Below are 21,095 nucleotides of genomic sequence, written 5' to 3' on the forward strand. Positions count from 1 at the left end.
CAACTCAGACTCAAGGAGTCCCCCTCTCGCCTCTTTACCGAAGGTAAAAAAAAGCGCCACTCCAAATCTCGGAGTGGCGCGATCCATTTAAAGCGAACAATGGGCCAGAAGTTAGTGCATACTTCGCCCTTTGACATCATGATCAAGCTCGATGTTCAGCTCGGCTTCCACATGGCCTGGTGAGCGTGTGTTAATCGAGATCAAGCGATACATCGCCGGAATAACAAACAAGGTCACTAGAGTGGCAAAACCCATACCAAAGAAAATGACCGTACCCACCGCCACGCGGCTCTCATAGCCTGCGCCAGTTGAAATGATCAATGGGATAGCACCAGCAAGAGTCGTGAATGCCGTCATCATGATTGGACGCAGACGTCGCGCCGACGCATCAATGATCGCCTGTTCAAACTCGACGCCCTTATCGCGCAGTTGGTTCGCGAACTCAACGATCAAGATACCGTTTTTGGTCACCATACCGATAAGCATGATCATGCCGATCTGGCTGTAGATATTCATCCCTTGGCTCATCACAAACAGTCCCAAGAAGCCGCCAAATACGCCCATAGGCACGGTGAACATCACCACGAGCGGGTTAAGGAAGCTCTCAAACTGCGCCGCCAACACCAGGTAAGCAACCAAAAGCGCTAATGCAAAAACAAACGCCACACTCGATTGGTTCTCTTTGAAGTCTTTCGACTCGCCCGAGTAGCTGACACTGATATCGCTTGGAAGCTGCTCAATCGCACGCTGATCCAAGAAATCCAAAGCCGCTCCCAAGGTTGCCCCATCTGACAGGTTAGCCTTAACCGTTACCGACTTCTGCTTGTTGTAGTGTGATAGTCGAGTTGATGAGGCCACCTCTTCGATAAAGGTCACCGCATCCAGCGTGACGAGCTCACCCGATGCAGAGCGCATATAAATCTGTGACAAGTCAGAGGCATTGTTAAAGCTGTTCTCATCGCCACGCAGATAGACATCGTACTCCTCGCCGCGATCAACGTAGGTCGTCTCTGATTTACCTCCGAGCATAATCTCAAGCGTATTAGAGATATCGGATACCTTGATCCCAAGTTCCGCCGCACGTTGACGATCAACACTCACCAGCAGCTCAGGCGTTTTCTCTGAGTAATCAATCTCAGCCCCTTCCATGAGTGGAGAATCTTCTGCCTGCTGCTTGAGTAGCTCGGCCCACTCTTTAAGTTCCGTATAATCCGAGCCACCTAATACAAACTGTACTGGCTCGCTTGAACCACCACGGAAACCAGGCATAAACGGGAACACGCGTACGTCAGGGATGCCTGCTAGTGCCTTACGGATCTCTCCTAATGACTGCTGAGCGGTGATCTCACGCTGATCCCAATCATCAAGGATCATGATCACAAAACCGGTCTGGTCGCCTGCATTACCACCAAAGGCTGGTGATTGGATACTAAACGACTGTAAAAAGCCTTGGCCAAGCAGTGGCATCAGGCGCGACTCGACCAAATCCATATTGGCCGACATGCGGTTATAACTGGTTGCGTCCGCACCGCGGACAAAGGCAAACACCACACCACGGTCTTCAGACGGGGTTAGCTGAGCAGGCACTTGCTGCATCAGGCCATAACTACCGCCGATACACGCTAAAATAACCACTGGTGCAGCCCACTTAAAGCGCAGTGCACGGCGAAGCAGCCAACGGTACCCTGACTCAAAGCGTTTGAACACGCGGTCAACGAATCGATTGAAGCGATTAGGTTTGACGTTTGCTAGCAGGATCTTACTGCCAAGCACTGGGGTCAATGTCAGTGCGATCAGTGACGAGAAAATGACCGACATCGAAAGCAATACCGAGAACTCGGTGAACAGCAAGCCAACCATGCCTTCCATAAAGGAGATCGGTAGAAATACCATCACCAGTACGAGTGTCGTGGCAACAACGGCAAAACCGACCTCACGCGCCCCTTTAAAAGCAGCCAGCAGTGGTTTTTCACCTCGCTCGATGTGGTGATAAATATTCTCCACCACCACAATCGCATCATCGACTACCAAACCAATCGATAGGATCAGTGCCATCAAGGTGATCAGGTTGATAGAGAAGCCAAAATAGTATGCCGCGATAAACGACGAAATCAGTGACACTGGCACAGTCACCGCTGGGATCAAGGTTGCACGCGCTTGACCAATAAAGATGTAAAGTACCAATATCACCAAACCGCCGGTGATAAACAAGGTGTTATACACCTCACTGATCGAGCGTTCGATAAAGATAGTTGAGTCGTAATCTATCGCAAGGCGGGTGCCCGCTGGCAAGAACTGCTGGACATTGTCCACCTGCTCGCGCACTAGTTTTGCTACATCCAACGGGTTAGCATCCGATTGCGGCACAATACCCATGCTGACGTTGACGACACCGTCACTCTTAAACGTCGAGTTCTCATTTTCCGCTCCGATAAACACATCGGCAACATCTTGCAGGTAAATCGGGGTGTTATCGCTTGCGCGCTTGACGACCAGGTAGTCAAAATCCTCTGGCGTATTGTAAGCTCGCGCAGTACGCACCGACATGGTGATGGCGTCATTACGAACCTCACCGCCTGGGCTTTCTAGGTTTTCTGAACGCAGTGCCTGGGTGATGTCTGACGTGGTGACCCCCCGCCCTGCCATTAACTCTGGTTTGAGCTTGACGTACATCACCTTGTATAGACCACCAGAGACGTTCACCGAGCTGACACCAGAAATCAAACTAAAGCGGTCGAGAAGCACACGCTCGATATAGTCAGTCAGCTGGGTTCGGTCCATTTCCGACGAGCTAAGATTGATATACAACGAGGCCTCACCCGAGCCATTGTTCTTGAAAACAATCGGGTCATCCGCCTCGTCGGGCAGTGATCGCTGAGCTCGCGCCACCGCATCGCGTACATCACTGACACCAGTATTCAGGTCATAGCCCAAATCGAAGGTGATCATAATGCGTGAGAAGTCGTTGCGTGTCGTAGACGATATCTCATCAATACCGCTTATTCCGGAGAGCTGGTCCTCAAGTACCGAGGTGATCTGACTCTCGATAATGGTCGCCGATGCTCCTGAATAACGAGTTGATATCGACACAACCGGGCTCTCGATATCAGGCATCTCACGAACGGCAAGCTTGGTAAACGATACAAAGCCAAACACACACAGCAGCAAGCTAAGTACGATTGCGGCGACTGGGCGTTTGACCGATACATCAGACAACAACATAACTACTTACCTGCACTTTCTGGCTTGCTTTGCGTCTGGGCTTGCTCACCTAATACCGAAACGGCAACGCCATCACGCATATTAACAATGCCCTGAACCACGATCTGCTCACCGATCTCGAGCCCCTCTTCGATCACAACCTCATTCTCAATCCGCGCGCCAAGTAACACTTCGCGGCGAGAGGCGGTGTTGTCATCGTTGATCACATAAACGTAACGCTTAGTGCCTGAGTACTCGAGCGCCTGTACTGGAATAATTGGTGCCTCAATAGGAGGAAAGGCCATAAATGATGAAACCAACATACCTGGTTTTAACTGACCAGAGCGATTCTCAAACTGAATTCTTACCCGCAGGTTGAGTGTTTCTTGGTTGATACGTGAATCAATTGCGATGACTTCACCCTCAAAAATGGTGTTGCCCCACGCAGCAGTGGTAGCGCTCACCTTGAGACCCGGCTCAATCTGTGAGAGGTAACGCTCTGGCACCTGAAGGTCAAGCTCCATCATTGACAGGTCATCCAAAGATAGCAGGCTATCACCAGGATTAACTAGTTGGCCACGACTGAAATCAATAAAGCCAATCGTGCCAGCAAACGGAGCGCGTAGATAGTGGTCATTTAGGCCTGCCTGAGCAACATCCAATCGTGCCTGCGCAATCGACACGCTGGCTTTCTGCGCATCAATCTCGGTTTGGGTTATCGCATTGCGTGCCACCAAGCGCTCAAATTCTGCCAGTTTACGCTGCTCATCTTTAAGATACGCCTGCGCTTCGGCCAGTGTCGCCTGCGCGCGGTCTGCATTTAGTGTCAGCAGAAGCTGATTTTTCTTCACCTTCTGGTTGGCACGGACATGGATTACGTCAACACGGCCTTGCACCTCCGGCGCAAGATCAACGGAATACTCTGATTGCAGCTTACCAACCAGAGATAGGGATTGTGATACCGCATGGGCATCGACATACTCGGTCACGACCGTGATCGCCGGCGAGCCGCCGGGCCCACGAGCCTGGACGCTCGGCACTGACAGCATAAGACCAAGAGAAAATAAACTTACTAACAGGGTTTTGTTCATGGGTTTACCAGTTTCGACATCGAACTTCGCTCGGTAGTGTAACCGTTTTCGATGACATTTAACGTCAAGGAATGTAAATGTAAGATAAGTTAGGCTTATATATACTAAAGCGACCTCAAAGTGCAGGCATCAAGAGCAAGATAAAGACCTACATCAAGAAAATAGTCTGACCCAGACGGCTCAATCACTTAAACGTTTGACTTCAACACGAATCGACTGAGTATTTACTGCTCTTATTGGGCCCACTTATGAACATACGGCCTGTACCAACAAGGGGCTATATTGCTCCACTAAGCTTTTAAATCACGTCCTTGAAGAGAGGCTGAGTCCCTCTTAGCCAAAATGCAGTTTAGGGCGTGACACTTATAAGCATTTACGTGCACTATAGCGAAACGATCTTCTAGGTGAAAAGCGTCAATGCCAGCTGCAAACACGATGCTTTCGGTAAAAATTGCGCCACTTTGCATAAAAAGGCACCGTTCAATTCAAAATACTAAAAAAAGGGTTTACAGCCTGCAAGAGTTTGCTATGATGCGCCCCGCACTCAAGCAAAGCGTTGGGAAAACTTGCTGAGTTTACTTCACAGCCACTAAGGTTGTTAGAAAGTAGAAAACCCTGGGGGGGTTCCCGAGTGGCCAAAGGGAGCAGACTGTAAATCTGCCGGCACTGCCTTCGATGGTTCGAATCCGTCCCCCCCCACCATATTCTTCTCTTCGCTGTTGAAAAGCGTGAGAACAACTTGGAAATCGTGTTGGGAAAACGTTCCGAGTTTTGCTTGTGAAAGCATAAAACCCCTGGGGGGGTTCCCGAGTGGCCAAAGGGAGCAGACTGTAAATCTGCCGGCACTGCCTTCGATGGTTCGAATCCGTCCCCCCCCACCATATACTTCTCTTAGCTGTGAACAAGCTGTGAGAACAACTTGGAAAACGTGTTGGGAAAACATTCTAAGTTTTGCTTGTGAGAGCATAAAACCCCTGGGGGGGTTCCCGAGTGGCCAAAGGGAGCAGACTGTAAATCTGCCGGCACTGCCTTCGATGGTTCGAATCCGTCCCCCCCCACCATATATTTCTCTTCGCTGTTGAAAAGCGTGAGAACAACTTGGAAAACGTGTTGGGAAAACATTCTGAGTTTTGCTTGTGAGAGCATAAAACCCCTGGGGGGGTTCCCGAGTGGCCAAAGGGAGCAGACTGTAAATCTGCCGGCACTGCCTTCGATGGTTCGAATCCGTCCCCCCCCACCATATTTAAAAAAAGCCAACTCTTCGGAGTTGGCTTTTTTTGTTTCTGAAAAACAGAGGCGAGAGGCGAGATCGGGCTTTGCCCTGCGAGTACGCTGCGCTCGAGGTGCAGTGACACTTGACAGCAGTGATCAAGGTTGGAAAATTTTCTCGCTTCTCGCCTTTCTAAGCTATTTTTTCAAATACGCTGGCACATCCGCGATGCTATCCAGTACGCTGTCCGCAAGCGCTTCGCCCTGCTGGGTGATTGGCTTGCCTGTGCGAACTAAGATCTTAGTGCCTACACCTGCTGCGCTAGCTGCCATCATATCTTCGGCTTTGTCACCGACCATTACTGAGTTGGCCATATCGATCTTGAGGAAGTCTTTTGCTGAATTGAACATCCCAGGTTTTGGCTTGCGGCACTCACAGTCTTGTAGGTAGTCGCCTTGACCGTGTTCTGGATGGTGAGGGCAATAATAGATGCCATCGAACTCCACCCCGTTATCAACAAAGTTCCAGTCCATCCACTGAGTCAGTGAAAGGAAGCGATCCTCTGAGAACTTGCCGCGCGCGATCCCCGACTGGTTGGTGACCAATACCAACATATAGCCCATTTGCTTGAGTTGTTTAGCGGCCTCAAAAACCCCATCGATATACTCAAATTCGTGCTCATCGTGCACATATCCGTGGTCTACGTTGATCACGCCATCGCGATCGAGAAATACAGCAGGTTTTGCCAAAACAGGGCTCTCTATATATGGGTTAATTACCTCAATTATCGCACGCTTTGAAAAAGAGAGCACCCGCATTTTCGTTTAAAACATGGACGGTTAACCATTTAGACGTCTAGACGTAAAAATATCTATTGACTTAAAACGATGAAACCCATAGCATCAGCTATTCAATGTGCTACTGAACAGTATTTTTCACTGTTGCCTGAGCAAGTTTACAGGTTTATCGATGATAGAAATTAATCAAGTAAATAAGGTGTTCTACCAAGGGGCGAAGCAAATCAATGCCCTCAAAGACATCAATCTTCATATTCCTCAAGGAACCATCTTTGGGGTGATTGGCTCATCGGGTGCAGGGAAAAGTACCTTGATTCGTTGCGTCAACATGCTTGAGGCGCCAACCAGCGGCTCTATCATTGTCGATGGCGTTGACCTCACAACCCTATCTAAGAAGCAACTAAGTGAAACCCGTCGCAATATTGGCATGATCTTCCAGCACTTTAACCTGCTGTCATCACGCACCGTATTCGACAACGTTGCCCTGCCACTAGAGTTGGCAGGCAAGAGTAGCGAGCAGATCAAGCAAAAAGTCACTGAGTTATTGGCCTTGGTGGGTTTGGCCGATAAGCATGAGTCTTATCCAGCCAACCTCAGTGGTGGTCAAAAGCAGCGTGTCGCGATTGCGCGTGCACTTGCCAGTGACCCTAAGGTGCTGTTGTGTGATGAAGCCACCAGTGCGCTTGACCCTGCAACCACCCAATCAATTCTTGAGCTACTTAAAGAGATCAACCGCAAGCTGAACATCACTATGCTTTTGATCACGCACGAGATGGATGTAGTCAAGAGCATCTGTCACGAGGTCGCGATCATCGGTGGCGGCGAGCTGGTTGAAAAAGGCAGCGTCGGTGACATTTTTGCCCACCCGAAGACGGAGTTGGCGCACGAGTTTATTCGCTCAACGCTCGACCTATCGATCCCTGAAGACTACCAGCAGCGCCTGCAAGCGACACGTGTTAATGGCAGCTACCCACTAGTGCGTCTAGAGTTCACCGGAGAAACCGTGGACGCGCCTGTCATGAGCCAGATTGCGCGTAAATTTAATATCGATGTCAGCATTCTGAGCTCTGACCTTGACTACGCAGGCGGCGTGAAGTTCGGCATGATGGTTGCCGAGCTATTTGGCAACGAGGCTGATGACAATGCAGCCATTGATTATCTAAGAGAACACAAAGTAAAAGTTGAGGTGTTAGGTTATGTCCTTTAAGAGTATTACTGACTGGCTGAGCCTCAATGGCGACCTCCTACTTGGCGCTACTTGGGAAACCATCTACATGGTCGGTGTTGCGGGCATCGTTGGCTTTGCTATCGGTATTCCACTGGGGGTTATACTTCACACCACCAAAAAAGGTGGCCTACTTGAGAACACCAAACTTAATGCAACCCTTGGCGCGATCGTTAACATCGGCCGCTCAGTGCCATTTTTGGTGCTGATGGTGGCTATTATTCCTGTAACAAAGCTGTTGGTTGGCACCTTTATTGGTACCACAGCAGCGATTGTCCCACTGACCATTGGTGCCATCCCATTCGTCGCACGCCTGATTGAGGGTGCGTTGCTTGAGGTGCCGAGCGGTCTGGTTGAAGCGGCCCAATCGATGGGCGCCACACCGACGCAAATTATTACTAAGGTATTGCTACCAGAAGCACTGCCAACCATCGTCAACTCAGTGACCATCACACTGGTTACCCTAGTGAGCTACTCTGCTATGGCCGGGACCGTGGGTGGTGGTGGCTTGGGCGATGTCGCGATTCGTTACGGCTTCCACCGTTATGACGTGGTGATTATGGCCGTGACCGTGGTCATGCTGATCGTGCTGGTGCAAATTATTCAATCTATTGGTGATGCGATTGTTCGTCGCGTTGATCACCGCTAAATTCTAACAACACTTACAAGGAGAGAGTCATGAAACTTAATCTAAAAGGCCTTCTAACCATCGCAGCATCTGCGCTAGTACTATCAGGCTGTGGTAACAAAGAAGCCGACAGCAACACAATCAAAGTAGGTGTTATGGCTGGCGCAGAAGCGCAAGTAGCTGAAGTTGCAGCAAAGATTGCAAAAGAAAACTACGACCTAGACGTACAACTGGTTACCTTTACTGACTACGTAACACCAAACGCAGCGCTAGATGATGGTTCAATTGATCTGAACGCATTCCAGCACAAGCCATACCTAGACCAGCAAGTGGCTGACCGCGGCTACAAGCTGACGGTTGCCGGTAACTCGTTCGTTTATCCAATTGCAGGCTACTCAAAGCAAGTTGAATCGGTTGAAGAGATTGCCGATGGCGCGCGTATCGCGGTACCTAATGACCCAACTAACCTAGGTCGCTCTCTGCTACTGCTTGAGCAACAAGGCCTGCTTGAACTGACTGAAGGCGTTGGTCTTCTGGCAACCGTGCGTGACATCAAGGCTAACCCGAAAAACCTAACTATCGTTGAACTAGACGCAGCCCAGCTACCACGCTCGCTCGACGACGTGACCCTATCAATCATCAACACCACTTACGCAAGCTCAATCGACCTAACCCCTGAGCGTGACGGCGTATTCGTTGAAGGCAAGGAGTCACCATACGTCAACCTAATCGTTGCTCGTGAAGACAACGTAGACGCAGAGAACGTACAGAACTTCGTTAAGGCTTACCAGACTGAAGAAGTGTACCAAGCGGCATCGGAAATCTTCCAAGGTGGAGCGGTTAAAGGTTGGTAAACCCTTTTACTGATTTAGATGTTGAGCCAATGGTTGATGCCATTGGCTTTTTCGTTTTTAGGGGCGGGGTTCGGGGACGGGCTCGCGCCCTACAGGAGCGAGGAAAAGCGACAGCGAGTGATGTCTCCTCGCACCTCGAAACGAAGTGTCCTCGCGCCCCGCTCCTGCTGTTAAGCTATTTAAAGTGGTCCCAAGAAAGATTCGACACAATCCGGCAGTCGTCGCACTTGAAGTGGAAGATGTCGTGTATTGGCTCGTCGAGTAGCCAATCGCCGCCGCATTTTGGACACTTGCGGGCTTTTTCTTCGGCCAGTGATTTTCCGCCGACGCGGTATTGGTAGTAGTAGGTGGGTACCTTGGTGATGTATTCGATGCGGCCGCGTAAGTCCCAGCCGCGGCGAAACAGCACACTGTCGGCGTCACAGATCTCATGCAGAGCAGCGTGTTCAGCGCGGCAGCCACCGGCCATTTGGATCTCGTCACACGCTTGCCACTCTGTCTGCCACTTGATCACCGCTTTATGGTCACCATTGAGTGTCGGCGGATTGCGATAAAGGGGAATCGGCATCAGATCTTCACCGCTGCGCAGGGGCGAGCAGGTATGAACATAAGTGGTGTAAAGCACCTGCCAGCTTGGCGTGGTGTCCTCGGCACTTTGTTCTGAGTTTAAATCACGTCCAAGCAAACGCATTTTTGGCGTCAGCAAGCAGGCATCCGAGAGGCGCTGCAGACACACTTTAACAAAGTCTGAGTGGTTACTTGGGTGCAAACTCTCTTGCTCAGGGCACACCACGCGCACATAGAACTCGCCGTCCCCCATGGTGACGGGAAACTCTCGCCCCAGCACCTGGCCATTGTAGCGAAACGCATCCATCAGCCCGTTGATCGCCTTATCCACCGCGCTGATAGTAGTATTATCAAAACACTCAAACTGTAATTCAACGACGTACACAGCTTACACCTTTGGCTCTAGTTGGGATAGAAAGTCAACCACGTTTGCGGCCAGGGTGGTGCGCTTATCGGTGCCGATACGCTCAAGGATCACCTCACCACTGAGATTACAAATCGAGATGATCTTCATCTCATCATCAGTCGCAGCGATAAACAGGGTTGGCTTGAGTTTTAAACGGCGCTGCATCACCAGATGGCCCAAGATATTTTCCTGCAAGCGGGTAAAGTCCTCATCACTCCAAACTTGTAGCAGAGTCAATGGGTTGCCCTCAAAGGTCATCTCCATATCCGCGCTGTACTGGCTGCCATAAAACGCCTTGATGTCCTCGTCCAACGTCAGCTCAATGGCGTGCTCAACATTGCTAAAGTCCGCTTGCTGGTCACGAGTGACGGCCTGCCACACTACACCGTCGCTGCGTTTGTCTACCACACACGGCGAGACCAGGTCCATCAACTCCTCATTGACGGGCAGTGAGTTGTACTTGTGTTGATACGCTTGTTGATAGCGCTGATTGAGGGCTTGTAAAGCCTGCAAAACCGTCTGTGCCATTGCGACTCCGAATCATTGTGCTGTGGGATAATAGTGTTACATTCGATACCCAATCTCGATCATAGGATGACAGCGACGGTGGTATCTCGTAAAATCCAGCTATTCTAATTGAATTTGACGTAAAGTATGAGTAAATATTCCGACGCGAAAGAATTGGCCGGTCTCACCCTTGGACAGAAGACCGAATACGCTAACCAGTATGACCCTAGCCTATTACAGCCAGTTCCGCGCAGCCTTAACCGCGATGATCTGGAACTTGGTGAGACACTCCCTTTCCAAGGCTGTGATATTTGGACACTTTACGAACTTTCCTGGCTTAACGAAAATGGCTTGCCACAAGTCGCCGTTGGCAATGTGGCTATCCCTGCCACCAGCCCTAACCTGATTGAGTCAAAGTCATTTAAGCTGTATCTCAACAGTTACAACCAAACCCGCTTTTCCTCTTGGGATGCGGTTGTAGACCAACTACGCCAAGACTTATCTGCCTGTGCAGGGGAAACCGTTCAAGTCGAGGTGTTACCAGTGACGGCGTTTACTAACCAACCTATCGTCACGATGGCCGGCGAGTGTATCGACGAGCAACCGATTCGTATCTCAAGCTACGATTTCGACCCTACTCTGCTCGAGGGCGCAACTGGTGAGGCCGAGGTGAGTGAAAATCTACACAGCCACCTGCTCAAGTCTAACTGCCTGATCACCAATCAACCAGACTGGGGCAGCGTTGAAATCCAGTACACGGGCAAGAAAATTGACCGTGAAGCACTACTGCGTTACATCGTCTCGTTTCGTGAGCATAATGAGTTCCATGAGCAATGTGTCGAGCGCATCTTTACTGACATCATGCGCTACTGCGCTCCGAGTAAGTTGACGGTTTACGCGCGCTACACTCGTCGTGGTGGCCTAGACATCAACCCATATCGCTCGAACGTACACCTGCAACCAAACAACAACGCGCGTATGGCGCGCCAGTAGTCTTTAGGATAATAAACCATGGTCGGTATCGGGCATTCTATTCGCTCACTGTTGGGCCTGATGGCGCTTTTGCTCGCCATCACGGCGTACCCTGTCGCCGCAGAGATCTACTCTACCCCTTTACTGCGAGAGGCTGAGGGGTTGGTGGATATCATTCCGCAACAGTCGAAAGAGATCACCTCCAACTATCTGGCTAATCGTCGCCTCAAGGTCGAAACCAACACCAATATGACCAATCGCGATGGTAATGCTGATACTCGCTCTCCGACCACCTCGGTCGAGGCACTAAAGATCCTCGCCAAAGCCGAGTTTAATCTCGCCAATTATACCGACGCTAATCTAAGGCTCGAAGAGGCAATCGCGCTAACCGAAGCCCACAATCTTCCTCTGCTTAACATCGACACCCGCGTGTTGCTGACCCACTTAATTTGGCTTAAGGATGGTGATGCGCTCAAAGCATCCGCCTCTTTAGACAAGCTACGCGAAGACTATCAGGTTATCCGTAACTCAGAGCAGTTTGCCAAGGGCATCAACTACCGCCTCACCATGTTTGAGGCGGAACTCGCCTCAGCAGAAAACGACCTTGAGAAAGCACAGGCGCTGTATGATGCGATCAAACCCTTTGTCGACCGCTCAAATAACCCGCGTATGTTTATCGAGTTCCATACCACGGTTGGCCAGCATTATCTCGAGCACCGACTGTACAACCGCTCACTGTCTTCACTGTTAATGGCCTACTGGAAAGCCATCGAAGAAAACTCTAGCGCCCAACTAGCAATCGTTAACAATCACTTGGCTGAGCTATTCTATGAGCGTAAAGTCTTGGATAAGGCGCTCAATCACCTCTCTCAAGCGGCTGACTTCTACGACAATTACCAGGCCTCACCCCAGTTAATTAAACTGCTTAAAATGATGGGTGATGTCTACTATCAACAAGGCCGCTATAACCTCGCCTTGGTCCACTATTTCAACGTCCTCGACCAAGAGCGTAACGGCAGTAATGTTGAGAACGTCATCGAGATTCGTCTCGCCCTCTCTGAGGCGTATCTGCACTTATACAACTACTCCCTGAGCGAGCAGTACCTCAATCGTGCCCAGGAACTACTCAAATATACCGACCTACCGGATATGCAGGGACGGGCTTTGCTGCTCAACGCTGGATTGGCCTACCACCAAAATGATAACAGCGCCGTGATCACCTATGCTGAGCAGGCACTCGATATCGGTGAGCAACATGATAATCTTGAGTTGGAAGCTGATGCGCACATGCTGTTGCACATGGGCTATGAGCGCCTGATGAGCTACGACTATGCCTTGCTGCACCTCAAGCGTTACAACCGCATAAATGCGATTCTCCAAGAGTCACTTAACCTCATCAATGAAGAGGCATTTCGCCAGCAAAAAGAGTTTGTTGAAAAGACACTGCACCTTGAGGGTCAACAAGAAGAGCTGCAGGACACCCAACTGGACCTGACCACTTACCGCCGAGTCACGATTGGCCTAATGATCACCTTGATGTTGATCCTGATCTGGTTCTCACGCCGCGGCGTCGTGCTGCAACGCCAAAAACAGCAGCTCAGTGTGCTCAATCGCGAGTTGTTTCGCCATACTCGTTCGGGTCTTGGCAACCTGCGCATGCTGAACAAGCGCTTGCCGCCCAGCCACAAAGGCCTGACTGAATGGCACGTGGGAGAGCTTATTCATGAGCCTCTCAGTGATCGCCTCCACTTCGTGCTGATTGATGTCCCACTGCTGCGCAACTTATATCTACAACATGGCTATGAGGCGGGTCTTAAACTCGAGCAAGCGTTTGGCGCCTACCTGAGTACTAAGGTAAAAAACCCAGCGCGCATCTATCACTACTCAGACGCGAACCTGCTCTATATCGAGCCCAAGGGTCATCCCGAACAATCTCCTGAGGATCTGTTTAATAAGGTTCAGTCGTGGATAGATGACTTCGAGCCCAATCTAGACCTTAACCGAACCGTGCGGATGGGGATTGCGGACTATCCTTTCTTACCACGCGCCTATACGGCAGTGGATGACAAAGAGTTACTCGATATTTTGCTTATGTCCGCCAGCTTGGCGCGCAATATCAGTATTCAAGAGCAATCGAGTCAATGGGTGTATTTTAAAGCGATTGAGAATGCGCCAGCAGCCAGTATGGGCCGTGGTAATGTGCGTAACGCCTGTTTGACCGCGATCAACCAAGGCCTAATCAAGGTGCACTCATCTTGTCAGAATGAGGATAGCCTCAAAAAAACACTCAACAACCAATGATTTAGCCCACAAAGCTTCAATCTGATCGTGACTGATGACATAGACATGCTATTATCGACAAATTAATAAATTAGGCTACTAGGCCCTGAGCAAACAGTTGTTTATAAATGGACGTTTTGGACAAAAATACCCAATCTGAGGTTCATAAACTCAAGCTTCAGTTGGAGCAGTCGTTGCTTACCCAGCGTGAAAAAGGTTTTAAGAGCGAGCGAGAGTTGATGATCCTACGGCGTATCGTCTCTTCTTTGATCCAGGCTTGCCCAACCGACTCTGAATCACTGCGTGGGCGACTCGATGACTTACGCCACGCAATGGAGCAGCGTCAAGATATCAGCAAACTCGTGCCACAACTTGCGGTGGTCGAGCGTCAACTTCAACAGCACATCACCTCAACGCAAAAACACCGCCAGCATAGTAGCCAAGATTTCCAACGCTGCAGCGAGGTATTGCTGCACAACCCAGATTTACCACTCAAATTAAAGCGTGACCTGCGCAGCTTGCTCGATCAAATGGCTCAGCCCAATCACACCACGCTTGAGCTAACAACATCGATACTCAATCTTTATCAACGCGCCATTCGCGCCTTAGCCGGCAGTTCGAGCAGTGCAGATAGCGAAGCGACCGAGGTACAAAATAACGAGCTGCTCAGTACCTTGTCGACTCAACTTCAGCACCTGATCACAGAGCTGGACTTTGAGGGGCAATCGGGTGAGCAACTCTACGACATTCGTGCCCAGCTATTGATTGGCACGACCGCAGAGGGATTGCTTGAGCTGACTCTCCAGGTGCTTAAGCTAGTTATCGAGGGCACCCACCGCGAACGTGATACCTCAGAGAAATTTCTTGAACGCGTCAATGCCGCACTGGCCTCCTCACTCAAGCGCAGCACCCACAGTATCGACACCCATACCAACTATCTCGAGCAGCGCAAGGAGATGGGGCGTGAGATCAACCGCCTGACGGATAGATCTCAGCAGTATATCGACCAGGCTGACAATCTTGCCAAGCTAAAGACTGACATGACGAGTTTGGTTTCACAGCTGAGCTCACTCTCCGAGCGACTGACCCTAGCAGAGCAACGCGAGCAGATCCTACTCGAGCAAATGACCTACAGTAAGGGACAGCTGGAAACGCTTTATCAACATACGCTTGGTCAGCAGCGCCGCCTTGAAGATCAAGCCAAACGCCTGCTGCTAGACCCCCTCACTAAGGTATACAACCGCAGTGCGTTTTGGGATCGCCTAGAGCTTGAGTACCGCCGCTGGGTTCGTGACCAAGCACCGCTGCACCTGGTTTTGATCGATATCGACAAGTTTAAAACCATCAATGAGCGCTTTGGTTACACCGCCGGAGATAAGGCACTCAAGATCATTGCCCGCACCATTAGCGCAGAGCTCGAGGATACTGATACCCTAGCCCGCTTTGGCGGAGAGGAGTTTGCCCTGCTGCTGCCCAATCGCGTTGATAATGACTGTCGGGAGTTGGTCAAGCGCATCCAATCAGCGGTCGCTAAGCTGCCGTTTAAGTTCAAACAGCAACAGATATCGATCAGTTTGTCTGTTGCAGGAACTGAGTTTAAAGATCCAGATTCACCTTCACTGGTGATGGAGCGCACTCAGTTGACGCTCAATAAAGCGAAAAAGAACGGCGAGCAGCAGATCACCTGGTGCTAATGCTTAGGGCAAAAGTGCGCTAAGCTCACATTTCAAGTAAAACTTATTCGGCACCGCTCAGTCAGTGAAGTGGCGGTGACCCGGATACAGACAGAGGTGGTAATTACCCTCATTAGAACAATAACTTAAATCTACCTATTCTAGGTAACCTCAAAGGAGGTTTTTATGATCACCCATATTAGTCCCGCGGGTAGCATGGACTTGCTTTCTCAGCTTGAGGTGGAACGATTAAAAAAAACCGCATCTAGCGAGCTCTACCAATTGTATCGTAACTGCACCTTAGCGGTGCTCAATTCTGGCAGCCACACCGATAACTCCAAGGAGCTGTTGGACCAACATAAATCATTCGACGTTGCCGTCATGCGCCGTGAGCGCGGCATCAAACTTGAGTTAACCAATGCGCCCGACCAAGCATTTGTCGATGGCGAAATCATCAAAGGGATCCAAGAGCATCTCTTCGCCGTGCTGCGCGACATTGTCTATGTCAATATGCACCTGGCAGATAATCAACGCTATAACCTCACCAATGCGGTGCACATCACCAACCTCGTATTTAGTATTCTGCGTAACGCCAGCACCCTGATCCCCGGTACGGACCCAAACCTTATCGTCTGCTGGGGGGGCCATTCCATCAATCCCACCGAATATCAATACACCCGAGAGGTCGGTGCTGAGCTTGGCCTGCGTGAACTGAATATCTGTACCGGCTGCGGCCCTGGTGCGATGGAGGGGCCAATGAAGGGCGCGACTATCGGCCACGCTAAGCAGCGCTACACCAATCAGCGCTATATTGGGCTGACAGAGCCCTCCATTATCGCGGCTGAGCCGCCAAACCCAATCGTCAATGAGCTGGTGATCATGCCGGATATCGAAAAGCGTCTTGAGGCCTTCGTCCGCGTTGCTCACGGCATCATCATTTTCCCGGGAGGCCCAGGCACCGCGGAAGAGCTGCTGTATATCTTAGGCATCATGATGCACCCAGAAAATGCCGATCAGCCGCTACCCATCGTCCTTACTGGGCCGAAAGAGAGCGAGGAGTACTTCCGCTCTATCGACCGCTTTATCGGTGATACCTTAGGTGAGCAAGCACAACAGCTCTACAGCATAGTGATTGACGACCCTGCTCAGGCCGCGCGTGCGATGAAACAAGCGATGACAGCAGTGCGCAGCCATCGGCGCGAGAATGAGGATGCGTATAGTTTTAACTGGTCACTCAAGATTGCGCCAGAGTTTCAGCTGCCATTTGACCCCAATCACGACAATATGGCGGCGCTGGATCTGCACCTCAATCAGCGACCGGAAAATTTGGCCGCCGCCTTGCGCCAAGCTTTCTCGGGGATAGTGGCTGGGAATGTCAAAGCTGAGGGGATCCGCGAAATTGAGCGACATGGCCCATTTGAGTTGCATGGCGACCGCACACTGATGAAAAAAATGGATAAGCTGCTGCAAGACTTTGTCGACCAAGGACGGATGAAGCTGCCCGGAGGCAGTGCTTATGTGCCGTGTTACAAGATCATCGCCAACTGATCCGTCGCTGACATTCCACAGCACATTGTTTACAATAAGGGCGATTAAGCCCTTATTTTTTTGGATCGTTATGTCTCTTCACCTGGTTATTATTGACGCCTTGAACCTCATTCGCCGCGTGCACTCTGCTCAGCCTGATCCAAGCGATATCACGCGCACGATTACCACCACTGAGCGCACCCTGAAGCGAATAATCAACGAGAGTGAACCCACGCATATCATTGCGGTGTTTGATCATCATCTGCAAGAGCGCGGCTGGCGCGCAGAGCTGCTGCCAGATTACAAGGCCAACCGTAAACCAATGCCGGAGCCCCTTCTCAACGGATTAGACCGCATTCAACAAGCGTGGTGGGAGCTTGGTATTGATTCGCTGTTGTCTGAGGGGGATGAGGCCGACGATCTGGTCGCTACCCTCGCGGTCAAGGTGGCCAGTCATGGCGAAAAAGTCACCATTATCTCAACCGATAAAGGTTATTGTCAGTTGCTCTCACCCACGCTGCAAATCCGTGACTATTTCCAGCACCGCTGGCTCGACGCGCCGTTTATCGAGAAAGAGTTTGGCGTGACACCCAATCAACTCGCCGATTATTGGGGGTTGACCGGGGTAAGCTCAAGCCAGGTACCTGGGATCCCCGGTATCGGCCCCAAAGCCGCCAAAGACATCCTCACTCAATACCCAGATATCGAAGCGGCTCATGCCTCAGACGAACTAGCGGCCAAATATCGCAAGAAGTTTGACCAACACATCGAGTCTGCGCGTCTATCTAAGCAAGTATCAGCCCTTAAAACCGATATTGAACTCGGTTTTAACCTGCAAGATATTCGTTACGCACCATCAGAATAAACTAAGGGAGCCGATTGGCTCCCTTTTACTGTCTCACACTCTCACTGATTAGTGAGGAGAGATATTTGATAAGCACTGCACGTGAACCGTGATCTCTTCACGATCGTGATAAAGGTGCTTAGCTTGAAGCTTAAACTTGACTCCATTCTCAATCAGAAACAGCTTTAAATTCTCGATATCATCAAGCACCTCATCATAACGCCCCTTCATTGGCAGCTTGAGGTTAAAGATCGCTTCTTTTGCCCAGCCTCGGATGATCCACTCACCCATCAGTTGAGCGACACGCGATGGCTTCTCGATCATGTCACACACCAGCCATGTGACGTTCTTACGCGCTGGCTCAAACTTAAACCCATCTTCTTGATGGTGCTTAACCTGGCCCGTTTCCATCAAGCTGTCGGCCATCATGCCATTATCCACCGAATGGACGAACATCGAGCGCTTGACCAATTGATACGTCCAACCACCTGGACAGGCACCAAGGTCAACACCCCACATGCCTGAAGCAAGACGCTCATCCCACTCATCACGTGGAATAAACACGTGAAACGCCTCTTCGAGTTTAAGCGTAGAACGACTTGGCGCATCCGCGGGGAACTTCAAGCGTGGGATGCCCATAAAGAACTGTGAGTTATTCTCGGTCAATGAGTAGCCCACAAAGCAGTGGCCCGGAGCAACAAAGCACAAGTGCAACACCGGCTTTTTCGGGTTGTCTTTCGCCAGCAATAGGCCTTTACCACGCAAAGCTTGACGCATTGGTACGGTAAACTTACGACAGAACTTGAGTAGCTCTTTGGCTTCGTTGGTATCTGGGGTCTCGATGCGTAGATCGCCGCAGCGTGGGAAATGCTCGACGTCAGCCAACTCGCTTAGGATCGGTGAGATACGATCGCTACTCGGCAGATCTTTCAGCTCCGCCGCAACGGCAAAAATCTGGCGGGCAAAGATCAGTGATTTAAAGTCCAGCTGTTTGACCAGCTTCTCTGCATCACCGTCTTGATAACACTCAAACAGCACAAAGCCAGAGTGGTTTTTAACGCGAGGAAAGCCAAACACCTCCAGCTGAGTTGCTTTGTCCTGGATTTCACCAGCACACTCTTTTTCAAAGCCTGAGCGGCAGTAAAGCATTAAGTGTTTCACAAGTTACCCTCGTTATTCTGCTTAGTATTCGATTGAAGTGCGGCGAGAACAAACAGTCCCCAACCAAAAATAAATGTCATGCCACCAAGCGGGGTTATTGGCCCAAACCACTTGATGCCTGTCAGCGCCAGTGCATACAGACTGCCACTAAAACAAAGGGTGCCGATGATAAAGCAAATTGCGGCGCGGCAGAAATTTTTTTTCGCCTTTTCGCTCGTCCCGGGCTGTTTGATAACGATAGCACAGGCGATAATTGCTAGGGCATGGATAAACTGGTACTGCACCCCTGTCTGGAACACCTCGAGCAGATACGGGCTAAGCATGCCTTTTAGCCCATGTGCAGCAAACGCCCCCAGCATCACGGCTAACCCATTAAGCCCAGCGCCACAAACGAGTAGATGGTGGCTACGCATTGTGTGAGTGCTCCTTAACAAAAGCGGTCAAGTGCTGCGCGGCAGCACTCAAATTATCCGCCTCAGTGAATCCTGAGCGTTTACGTGGCTTGAAGCTATGGTCACCATCGGCAATAAAATGCACTCTCACCGAGTCTGATAAAGCAAACTCAGCCAACTCTTCGCGCTTGCCAAAAGCATCTCGTTCACCTTGTAAAATGAGACAAGGCTTATCAAGTGTCGCCAAGTGCTCGCCCTTGTAGTTTTCTGGCTTTCCCGGGGGATGGAAAGGAAAGCCAAGGCAGGCCACCGCCAAAACGTTGGGATGGTCGATGAGCAAGCTGGCCATTCTCCCTCCCATCGATTTACCGCCAATCACAACCTTGCGTGGTGCGACGCTCTCAATCACTTGCGTAAACGCCTCGAGTAGCTTTGGTGCTCTATCGGGTGGCCGACGTTTACCGTCTTCGGCTCGCTTCACCATATAAGGAAAATTGAACCGCATAACCTGCACCCCATGTTCAGCTAACTGGCTGGCCACAGACTGCATAAAATCATGCGTCATATCGGCGCCTGCGCCATGAGCAAAAATAAACAGCGGCTGTTGCCCGCCGCCATCAATTAATCGATTATCCATTGAGCACCTCCGGTTGCTCGCTGTTTGCCTTGGCGATCATCCAATCGCGAAAAGTGGCGATGCGCCCCATATCCGCTTGCTTCTCATGACACACCACATAAAACGCATTCGGGGTTAATAGCACCTGTTCAAACGGGGCAATCAAGCGCCCGGCGTCCAGCTCAGACTGTGCCAGTACGTTGTTACCTAATGCGATACCCTGACCATGGATGGCTGCCTGCAGCACCATTGAGGTATGACTGAAGATGGGGCCTTGATTGACATTGACTGAGGTCAGATCATTTTGCTTCACAAACTGTTTCCAAGCCTTGCGTGAGGTATTGTGTAGCAGAGTATGTTTGGATAGATCTGCTAATGCCTCAAGCGGCTTTTGTCCCAGCAATAATGCTGGTGCGCACAGTGGCATAAGGTATTCTTGATACAGCTTGTCCGCACGCAATCCACCCCAGTTCCCTCTCCCATAATAAATCGCGACATCGACATCGTCCGTCAGTGAGCCTTCATCCAGATCCACCGCTTTGATACGTACGTCGATGTCCGGCTCTTGTTGATTAAAATCAGCTAAGCGGGGCACCAGCCATTCGATGGCAAAGCTCGGCGGCATAGCAATGGTCAAAGCGCCCTTTTCACTGCGCTCAAGCACCTTATCAGTGGCTTCTGCAATCGAGGTAAAAATGTCTTTAATATCGGTAAAATAGCTTTGGCCTTCCTCGGTAAGCAGCAACGAACGATTGCGCCGCTTAAACAGCTTAAGGCCGAGAAATTCTTCCAGTGCTTTGACCTGATGACTGACTGCAGCCTGAGTGACAAACAGCTCTTCAGCGGCGCGGGTAAAGCTTAGATGGCGGGCAGCAGCCTCAAACACCTTGAGTGAGTTGAGCGGAGGGAGTCGGCGTGACATCGGATAAGTTTCCATTAGTTTTTTTAATCCGAAACATTATAATTTGTCGATTGCTCAACAGCCAGAGAAATTCTATATTTCTCCCCGTAGCAACGAGCCTGAACGGCTTAATTCTCTCTAGAATTAATTGGCTGGTTGCTATGATGTTGTGTTTGCAAAACTCGAATTTCGAGTTTAGGTAGATTTCTACCAGTCGTTTGGTCGCCACCTCCTTGGCGACTA

17 protein-coding genes and 4 tRNA genes are annotated in these 21,095 nt (G+C 50.5%); 12 read left to right on the forward strand and 9 right to left on the reverse strand.

What is annotated here, in order from left to right; translation table 11 throughout:
• Positions 1–111: 111 nt before the first annotated feature.
• Positions 112–3,222 (reverse strand): vibriobactin export RND transporter permease subunit VexH, encoded by a 3,111-nt coding sequence (gene vexH / locus ACSTTG_RS17280; RefSeq protein WP_438475685.1) that lies wholly within the window; start codon positions 3,220–3,222, stop codon positions 112–114.
• 2 nt (positions 3,223–3,224) lie between these two features.
• Positions 3,225–4,292 carry an efflux RND transporter periplasmic adaptor subunit gene (locus ACSTTG_RS17285; RefSeq protein ID WP_438460346.1) on the reverse strand — a complete coding sequence of 356 codons (1,068 nt, stop codon included), beginning with the start codon at positions 4,290–4,292 and terminating at the stop codon, positions 3,225–3,227.
• A 617-nt stretch (positions 4,293–4,909) separates the two neighbouring features.
• On the opposite strand from ACSTTG_RS17285, the gene ACSTTG_RS17290 reads away from it, so the two are divergent.
• From ACSTTG_RS17290 to ACSTTG_RS17305, 4 genes are all read left to right on the forward strand, one after another.
• Positions 4,910–4,994 (forward strand) — tRNA-Tyr (locus ACSTTG_RS17290).
• A 94-nt stretch (positions 4,995–5,088) separates the two neighbouring features.
• Positions 5,089–5,173: transfer RNA gene (locus tag ACSTTG_RS17295), tRNA-Tyr, on the forward strand.
• A gap of 95 nt (positions 5,174–5,268) precedes the next feature.
• A tRNA-Tyr gene (locus ACSTTG_RS17300) sits at positions 5,269–5,353 on the forward strand.
• 94 nt (positions 5,354–5,447) lie between these two features.
• Positions 5,448–5,532 (forward strand) — tRNA-Tyr (locus ACSTTG_RS17305).
• A gap of 167 nt (positions 5,533–5,699) precedes the next feature.
• On the opposite strand, the gene gmhB is transcribed toward ACSTTG_RS17305, so the two are convergent.
• Positions 5,700–6,251: a D-glycero-beta-D-manno-heptose 1,7-bisphosphate 7-phosphatase gene (gmhB, locus tag ACSTTG_RS17310; RefSeq protein ID WP_438460345.1), complete on the reverse strand. Its 552-nt coding sequence runs from the start codon at positions 6,249–6,251 to the stop codon at positions 5,700–5,702.
• A gap of 220 nt (positions 6,252–6,471) precedes the next feature.
• Between gmhB and metN the strand changes: the two genes are divergently transcribed.
• Genes metN through metQ form a run of 3 tightly spaced genes read left to right on the forward strand, consistent with a single transcriptional unit; the run spans position 6,472 to position 9,006 of the window.
• On the forward strand, positions 6,472–7,506 hold the full coding sequence (gene metN / locus ACSTTG_RS17315) for a methionine ABC transporter ATP-binding protein MetN (RefSeq protein ID WP_438475686.1): 1,035 nt from the start codon (positions 6,472–6,474) through the stop codon (positions 7,504–7,506).
• Complete coding sequence (locus ACSTTG_RS17320) at positions 7,496–8,173, forward strand: methionine ABC transporter permease (protein ID WP_438475687.1); 678 nt, start codon at positions 7,496–7,498, stop codon at positions 8,171–8,173. The genes metN and ACSTTG_RS17320 overlap by 11 nt, the downstream gene beginning before the upstream one ends.
• Before the next feature lie 29 nt (positions 8,174–8,202).
• Entirely contained in the window at positions 8,203–9,006 is an 804-nt protein-coding gene (gene metQ / locus ACSTTG_RS17325; RefSeq protein ID WP_438460342.1) for a methionine ABC transporter substrate-binding lipoprotein MetQ, read from the forward strand.
• Positions 9,007–9,181: 175 nt separating this feature from the next.
• Here the strand turns inward: metQ and ACSTTG_RS17330 are convergent, their stop codons facing one another.
• Together ACSTTG_RS17330 and syd are read right to left on the reverse strand one after the other, a co-directional pair.
• Positions 9,182–9,958: a Zn-ribbon-containing protein gene (locus tag ACSTTG_RS17330; protein ID WP_438460341.1), complete on the reverse strand. Its 777-nt coding sequence runs from the start codon at positions 9,956–9,958 to the stop codon at positions 9,182–9,184.
• A 3-nt stretch (positions 9,959–9,961) separates the two neighbouring features.
• The gene (gene syd, locus ACSTTG_RS17335) at positions 9,962–10,507 is read right to left on the reverse strand and encodes a SecY-interacting protein (protein ID WP_438460340.1); all 546 of its coding nucleotides are present in this window, start codon (positions 10,505–10,507) and stop codon (positions 9,962–9,964) included.
• A 126-nt stretch (positions 10,508–10,633) separates the two neighbouring features.
• On the opposite strand from syd, the gene queF reads away from it, so the two are divergent.
• The 5 genes from queF to xni all read left to right on the forward strand — a co-directional run bounded on the left by queF (position 10,634) and on the right by xni (position 17,803).
• Positions 10,634–11,479 carry an NADPH-dependent 7-cyano-7-deazaguanine reductase QueF gene (gene queF / locus ACSTTG_RS17340; RefSeq protein WP_438460339.1) on the forward strand — a complete coding sequence of 282 codons (846 nt, stop codon included), beginning with the start codon at positions 10,634–10,636 and terminating at the stop codon, positions 11,477–11,479.
• A gap of 18 nt (positions 11,480–11,497) precedes the next feature.
• Positions 11,498–13,759 (forward strand): tetratricopeptide repeat protein, encoded by a 2,262-nt coding sequence (locus ACSTTG_RS17345; RefSeq protein ID WP_438460338.1) that lies wholly within the window; start codon positions 11,498–11,500, stop codon positions 13,757–13,759.
• 107 nt (positions 13,760–13,866) lie between these two features.
• Positions 13,867–15,432 (forward strand): sensor domain-containing diguanylate cyclase, encoded by a 1,566-nt coding sequence (locus ACSTTG_RS17350; RefSeq protein ID WP_438475688.1) that lies wholly within the window; start codon positions 13,867–13,869, stop codon positions 15,430–15,432.
• 165 nt (positions 15,433–15,597) lie between these two features.
• Positions 15,598–16,959, forward strand: coding sequence for a nucleotide 5'-monophosphate nucleosidase PpnN (ppnN, locus tag ACSTTG_RS17355; protein WP_438460336.1), 1,362 nt, complete (start codon positions 15,598–15,600; stop codon positions 16,957–16,959).
• Between the two features lie 70 nt (positions 16,960–17,029).
• Complete coding sequence (gene xni / locus ACSTTG_RS17360) at positions 17,030–17,803, forward strand: flap endonuclease Xni (RefSeq protein WP_438475689.1); 774 nt, start codon at positions 17,030–17,032, stop codon at positions 17,801–17,803.
• 48 nt (positions 17,804–17,851) lie between these two features.
• On the opposite strand, the gene rlmM is transcribed toward xni, so the two are convergent.
• The 4 genes from rlmM to ACSTTG_RS17380 are packed head-to-tail and all read right to left on the reverse strand — an operon-like array spanning position 17,852 to position 20,873.
• Complete coding sequence (rlmM, locus tag ACSTTG_RS17365; protein WP_438460334.1) at positions 17,852–18,943, reverse strand: 23S rRNA (cytidine(2498)-2'-O)-methyltransferase RlmM; 1,092 nt, start codon at positions 18,941–18,943, stop codon at positions 17,852–17,854.
• The gene (locus ACSTTG_RS17370; protein ID WP_438475690.1) at positions 18,940–19,356 is read right to left on the reverse strand and encodes a DUF423 domain-containing protein; all 417 of its coding nucleotides are present in this window, start codon (positions 19,354–19,356) and stop codon (positions 18,940–18,942) included. Before ACSTTG_RS17370 ends, rlmM begins: the two co-directional genes overlap by 4 nt.
• The gene (locus ACSTTG_RS17375) at positions 19,349–19,972 is read right to left on the reverse strand and encodes an alpha/beta family hydrolase (protein WP_438475691.1); all 624 of its coding nucleotides are present in this window, start codon (positions 19,970–19,972) and stop codon (positions 19,349–19,351) included. Before ACSTTG_RS17375 ends, ACSTTG_RS17370 begins: the two co-directional genes overlap by 8 nt.
• Positions 19,965–20,873, reverse strand: coding sequence for a transcriptional regulator GcvA (locus tag ACSTTG_RS17380; protein WP_438460331.1), 909 nt, complete (start codon positions 20,871–20,873; stop codon positions 19,965–19,967). Before ACSTTG_RS17380 ends, ACSTTG_RS17375 begins: the two co-directional genes overlap by 8 nt.
• Positions 20,874–21,095 lie beyond the last annotated feature (222 nt).

The organism is Vibrio glycogenivorans (genome assembly GCF_051660965.1).
Classification (GTDB): Bacteria; Pseudomonadota; Gammaproteobacteria; order Enterobacterales; family Vibrionaceae; genus Vibrio.

Coding starts and splice junctions, on each gene's coding strand:
- ppnN (WP_438460336.1), top strand. CDS start 15,598: ATGATCACCCATATTAGTCCCGCGGGTAGCATGGACTTGCTTTCTCAG.
- ACSTTG_RS17375 (WP_438475691.1), bottom strand. CDS start 19,972: ATGGATAATCGATTAATTGATGGCGGCGGGCAACAGCCGCTGTTTATT.
- metQ (WP_438460342.1), top strand. CDS start 8,203: ATGAAACTTAATCTAAAAGGCCTTCTAACCATCGCAGCATCTGCGCTA.
- ACSTTG_RS17285 (WP_438460346.1), bottom strand. CDS start 4,292: ATGAACAAAACCCTGTTAGTAAGTTTATTTTCTCTTGGTCTTATGCTG.
- ACSTTG_RS17345 (WP_438460338.1), top strand. CDS start 11,498: ATGGTCGGTATCGGGCATTCTATTCGCTCACTGTTGGGCCTGATGGCG.
- syd (WP_438460340.1), bottom strand. CDS start 10,507: ATGGCACAGACGGTTTTGCAGGCTTTACAAGCCCTCAATCAGCGCTAT.
- ACSTTG_RS17320 (WP_438475687.1), top strand. CDS start 7,496: ATGTCCTTTAAGAGTATTACTGACTGGCTGAGCCTCAATGGCGACCTC.
- ACSTTG_RS17370 (WP_438475690.1), bottom strand. CDS start 19,356: ATGCGTAGCCACCATCTACTCGTTTGTGGCGCTGGGCTTAATGGGTTA.
- ACSTTG_RS17350 (WP_438475688.1), top strand. CDS start 13,867: ATGGACGTTTTGGACAAAAATACCCAATCTGAGGTTCATAAACTCAAG.
- vexH (WP_438475685.1), bottom strand. CDS start 3,222: ATGTTGTTGTCTGATGTATCGGTCAAACGCCCAGTCGCCGCAATCGTA.
- xni (WP_438475689.1), top strand. CDS start 17,030: ATGTCTCTTCACCTGGTTATTATTGACGCCTTGAACCTCATTCGCCGC.
- metN (WP_438475686.1), top strand. CDS start 6,472: ATGATAGAAATTAATCAAGTAAATAAGGTGTTCTACCAAGGGGCGAAG.
- queF (WP_438460339.1), top strand. CDS start 10,634: ATGAGTAAATATTCCGACGCGAAAGAATTGGCCGGTCTCACCCTTGGA.
- ACSTTG_RS17380 (WP_438460331.1), bottom strand. CDS start 20,873: ATGTCACGCCGACTCCCTCCGCTCAACTCACTCAAGGTGTTTGAGGCT.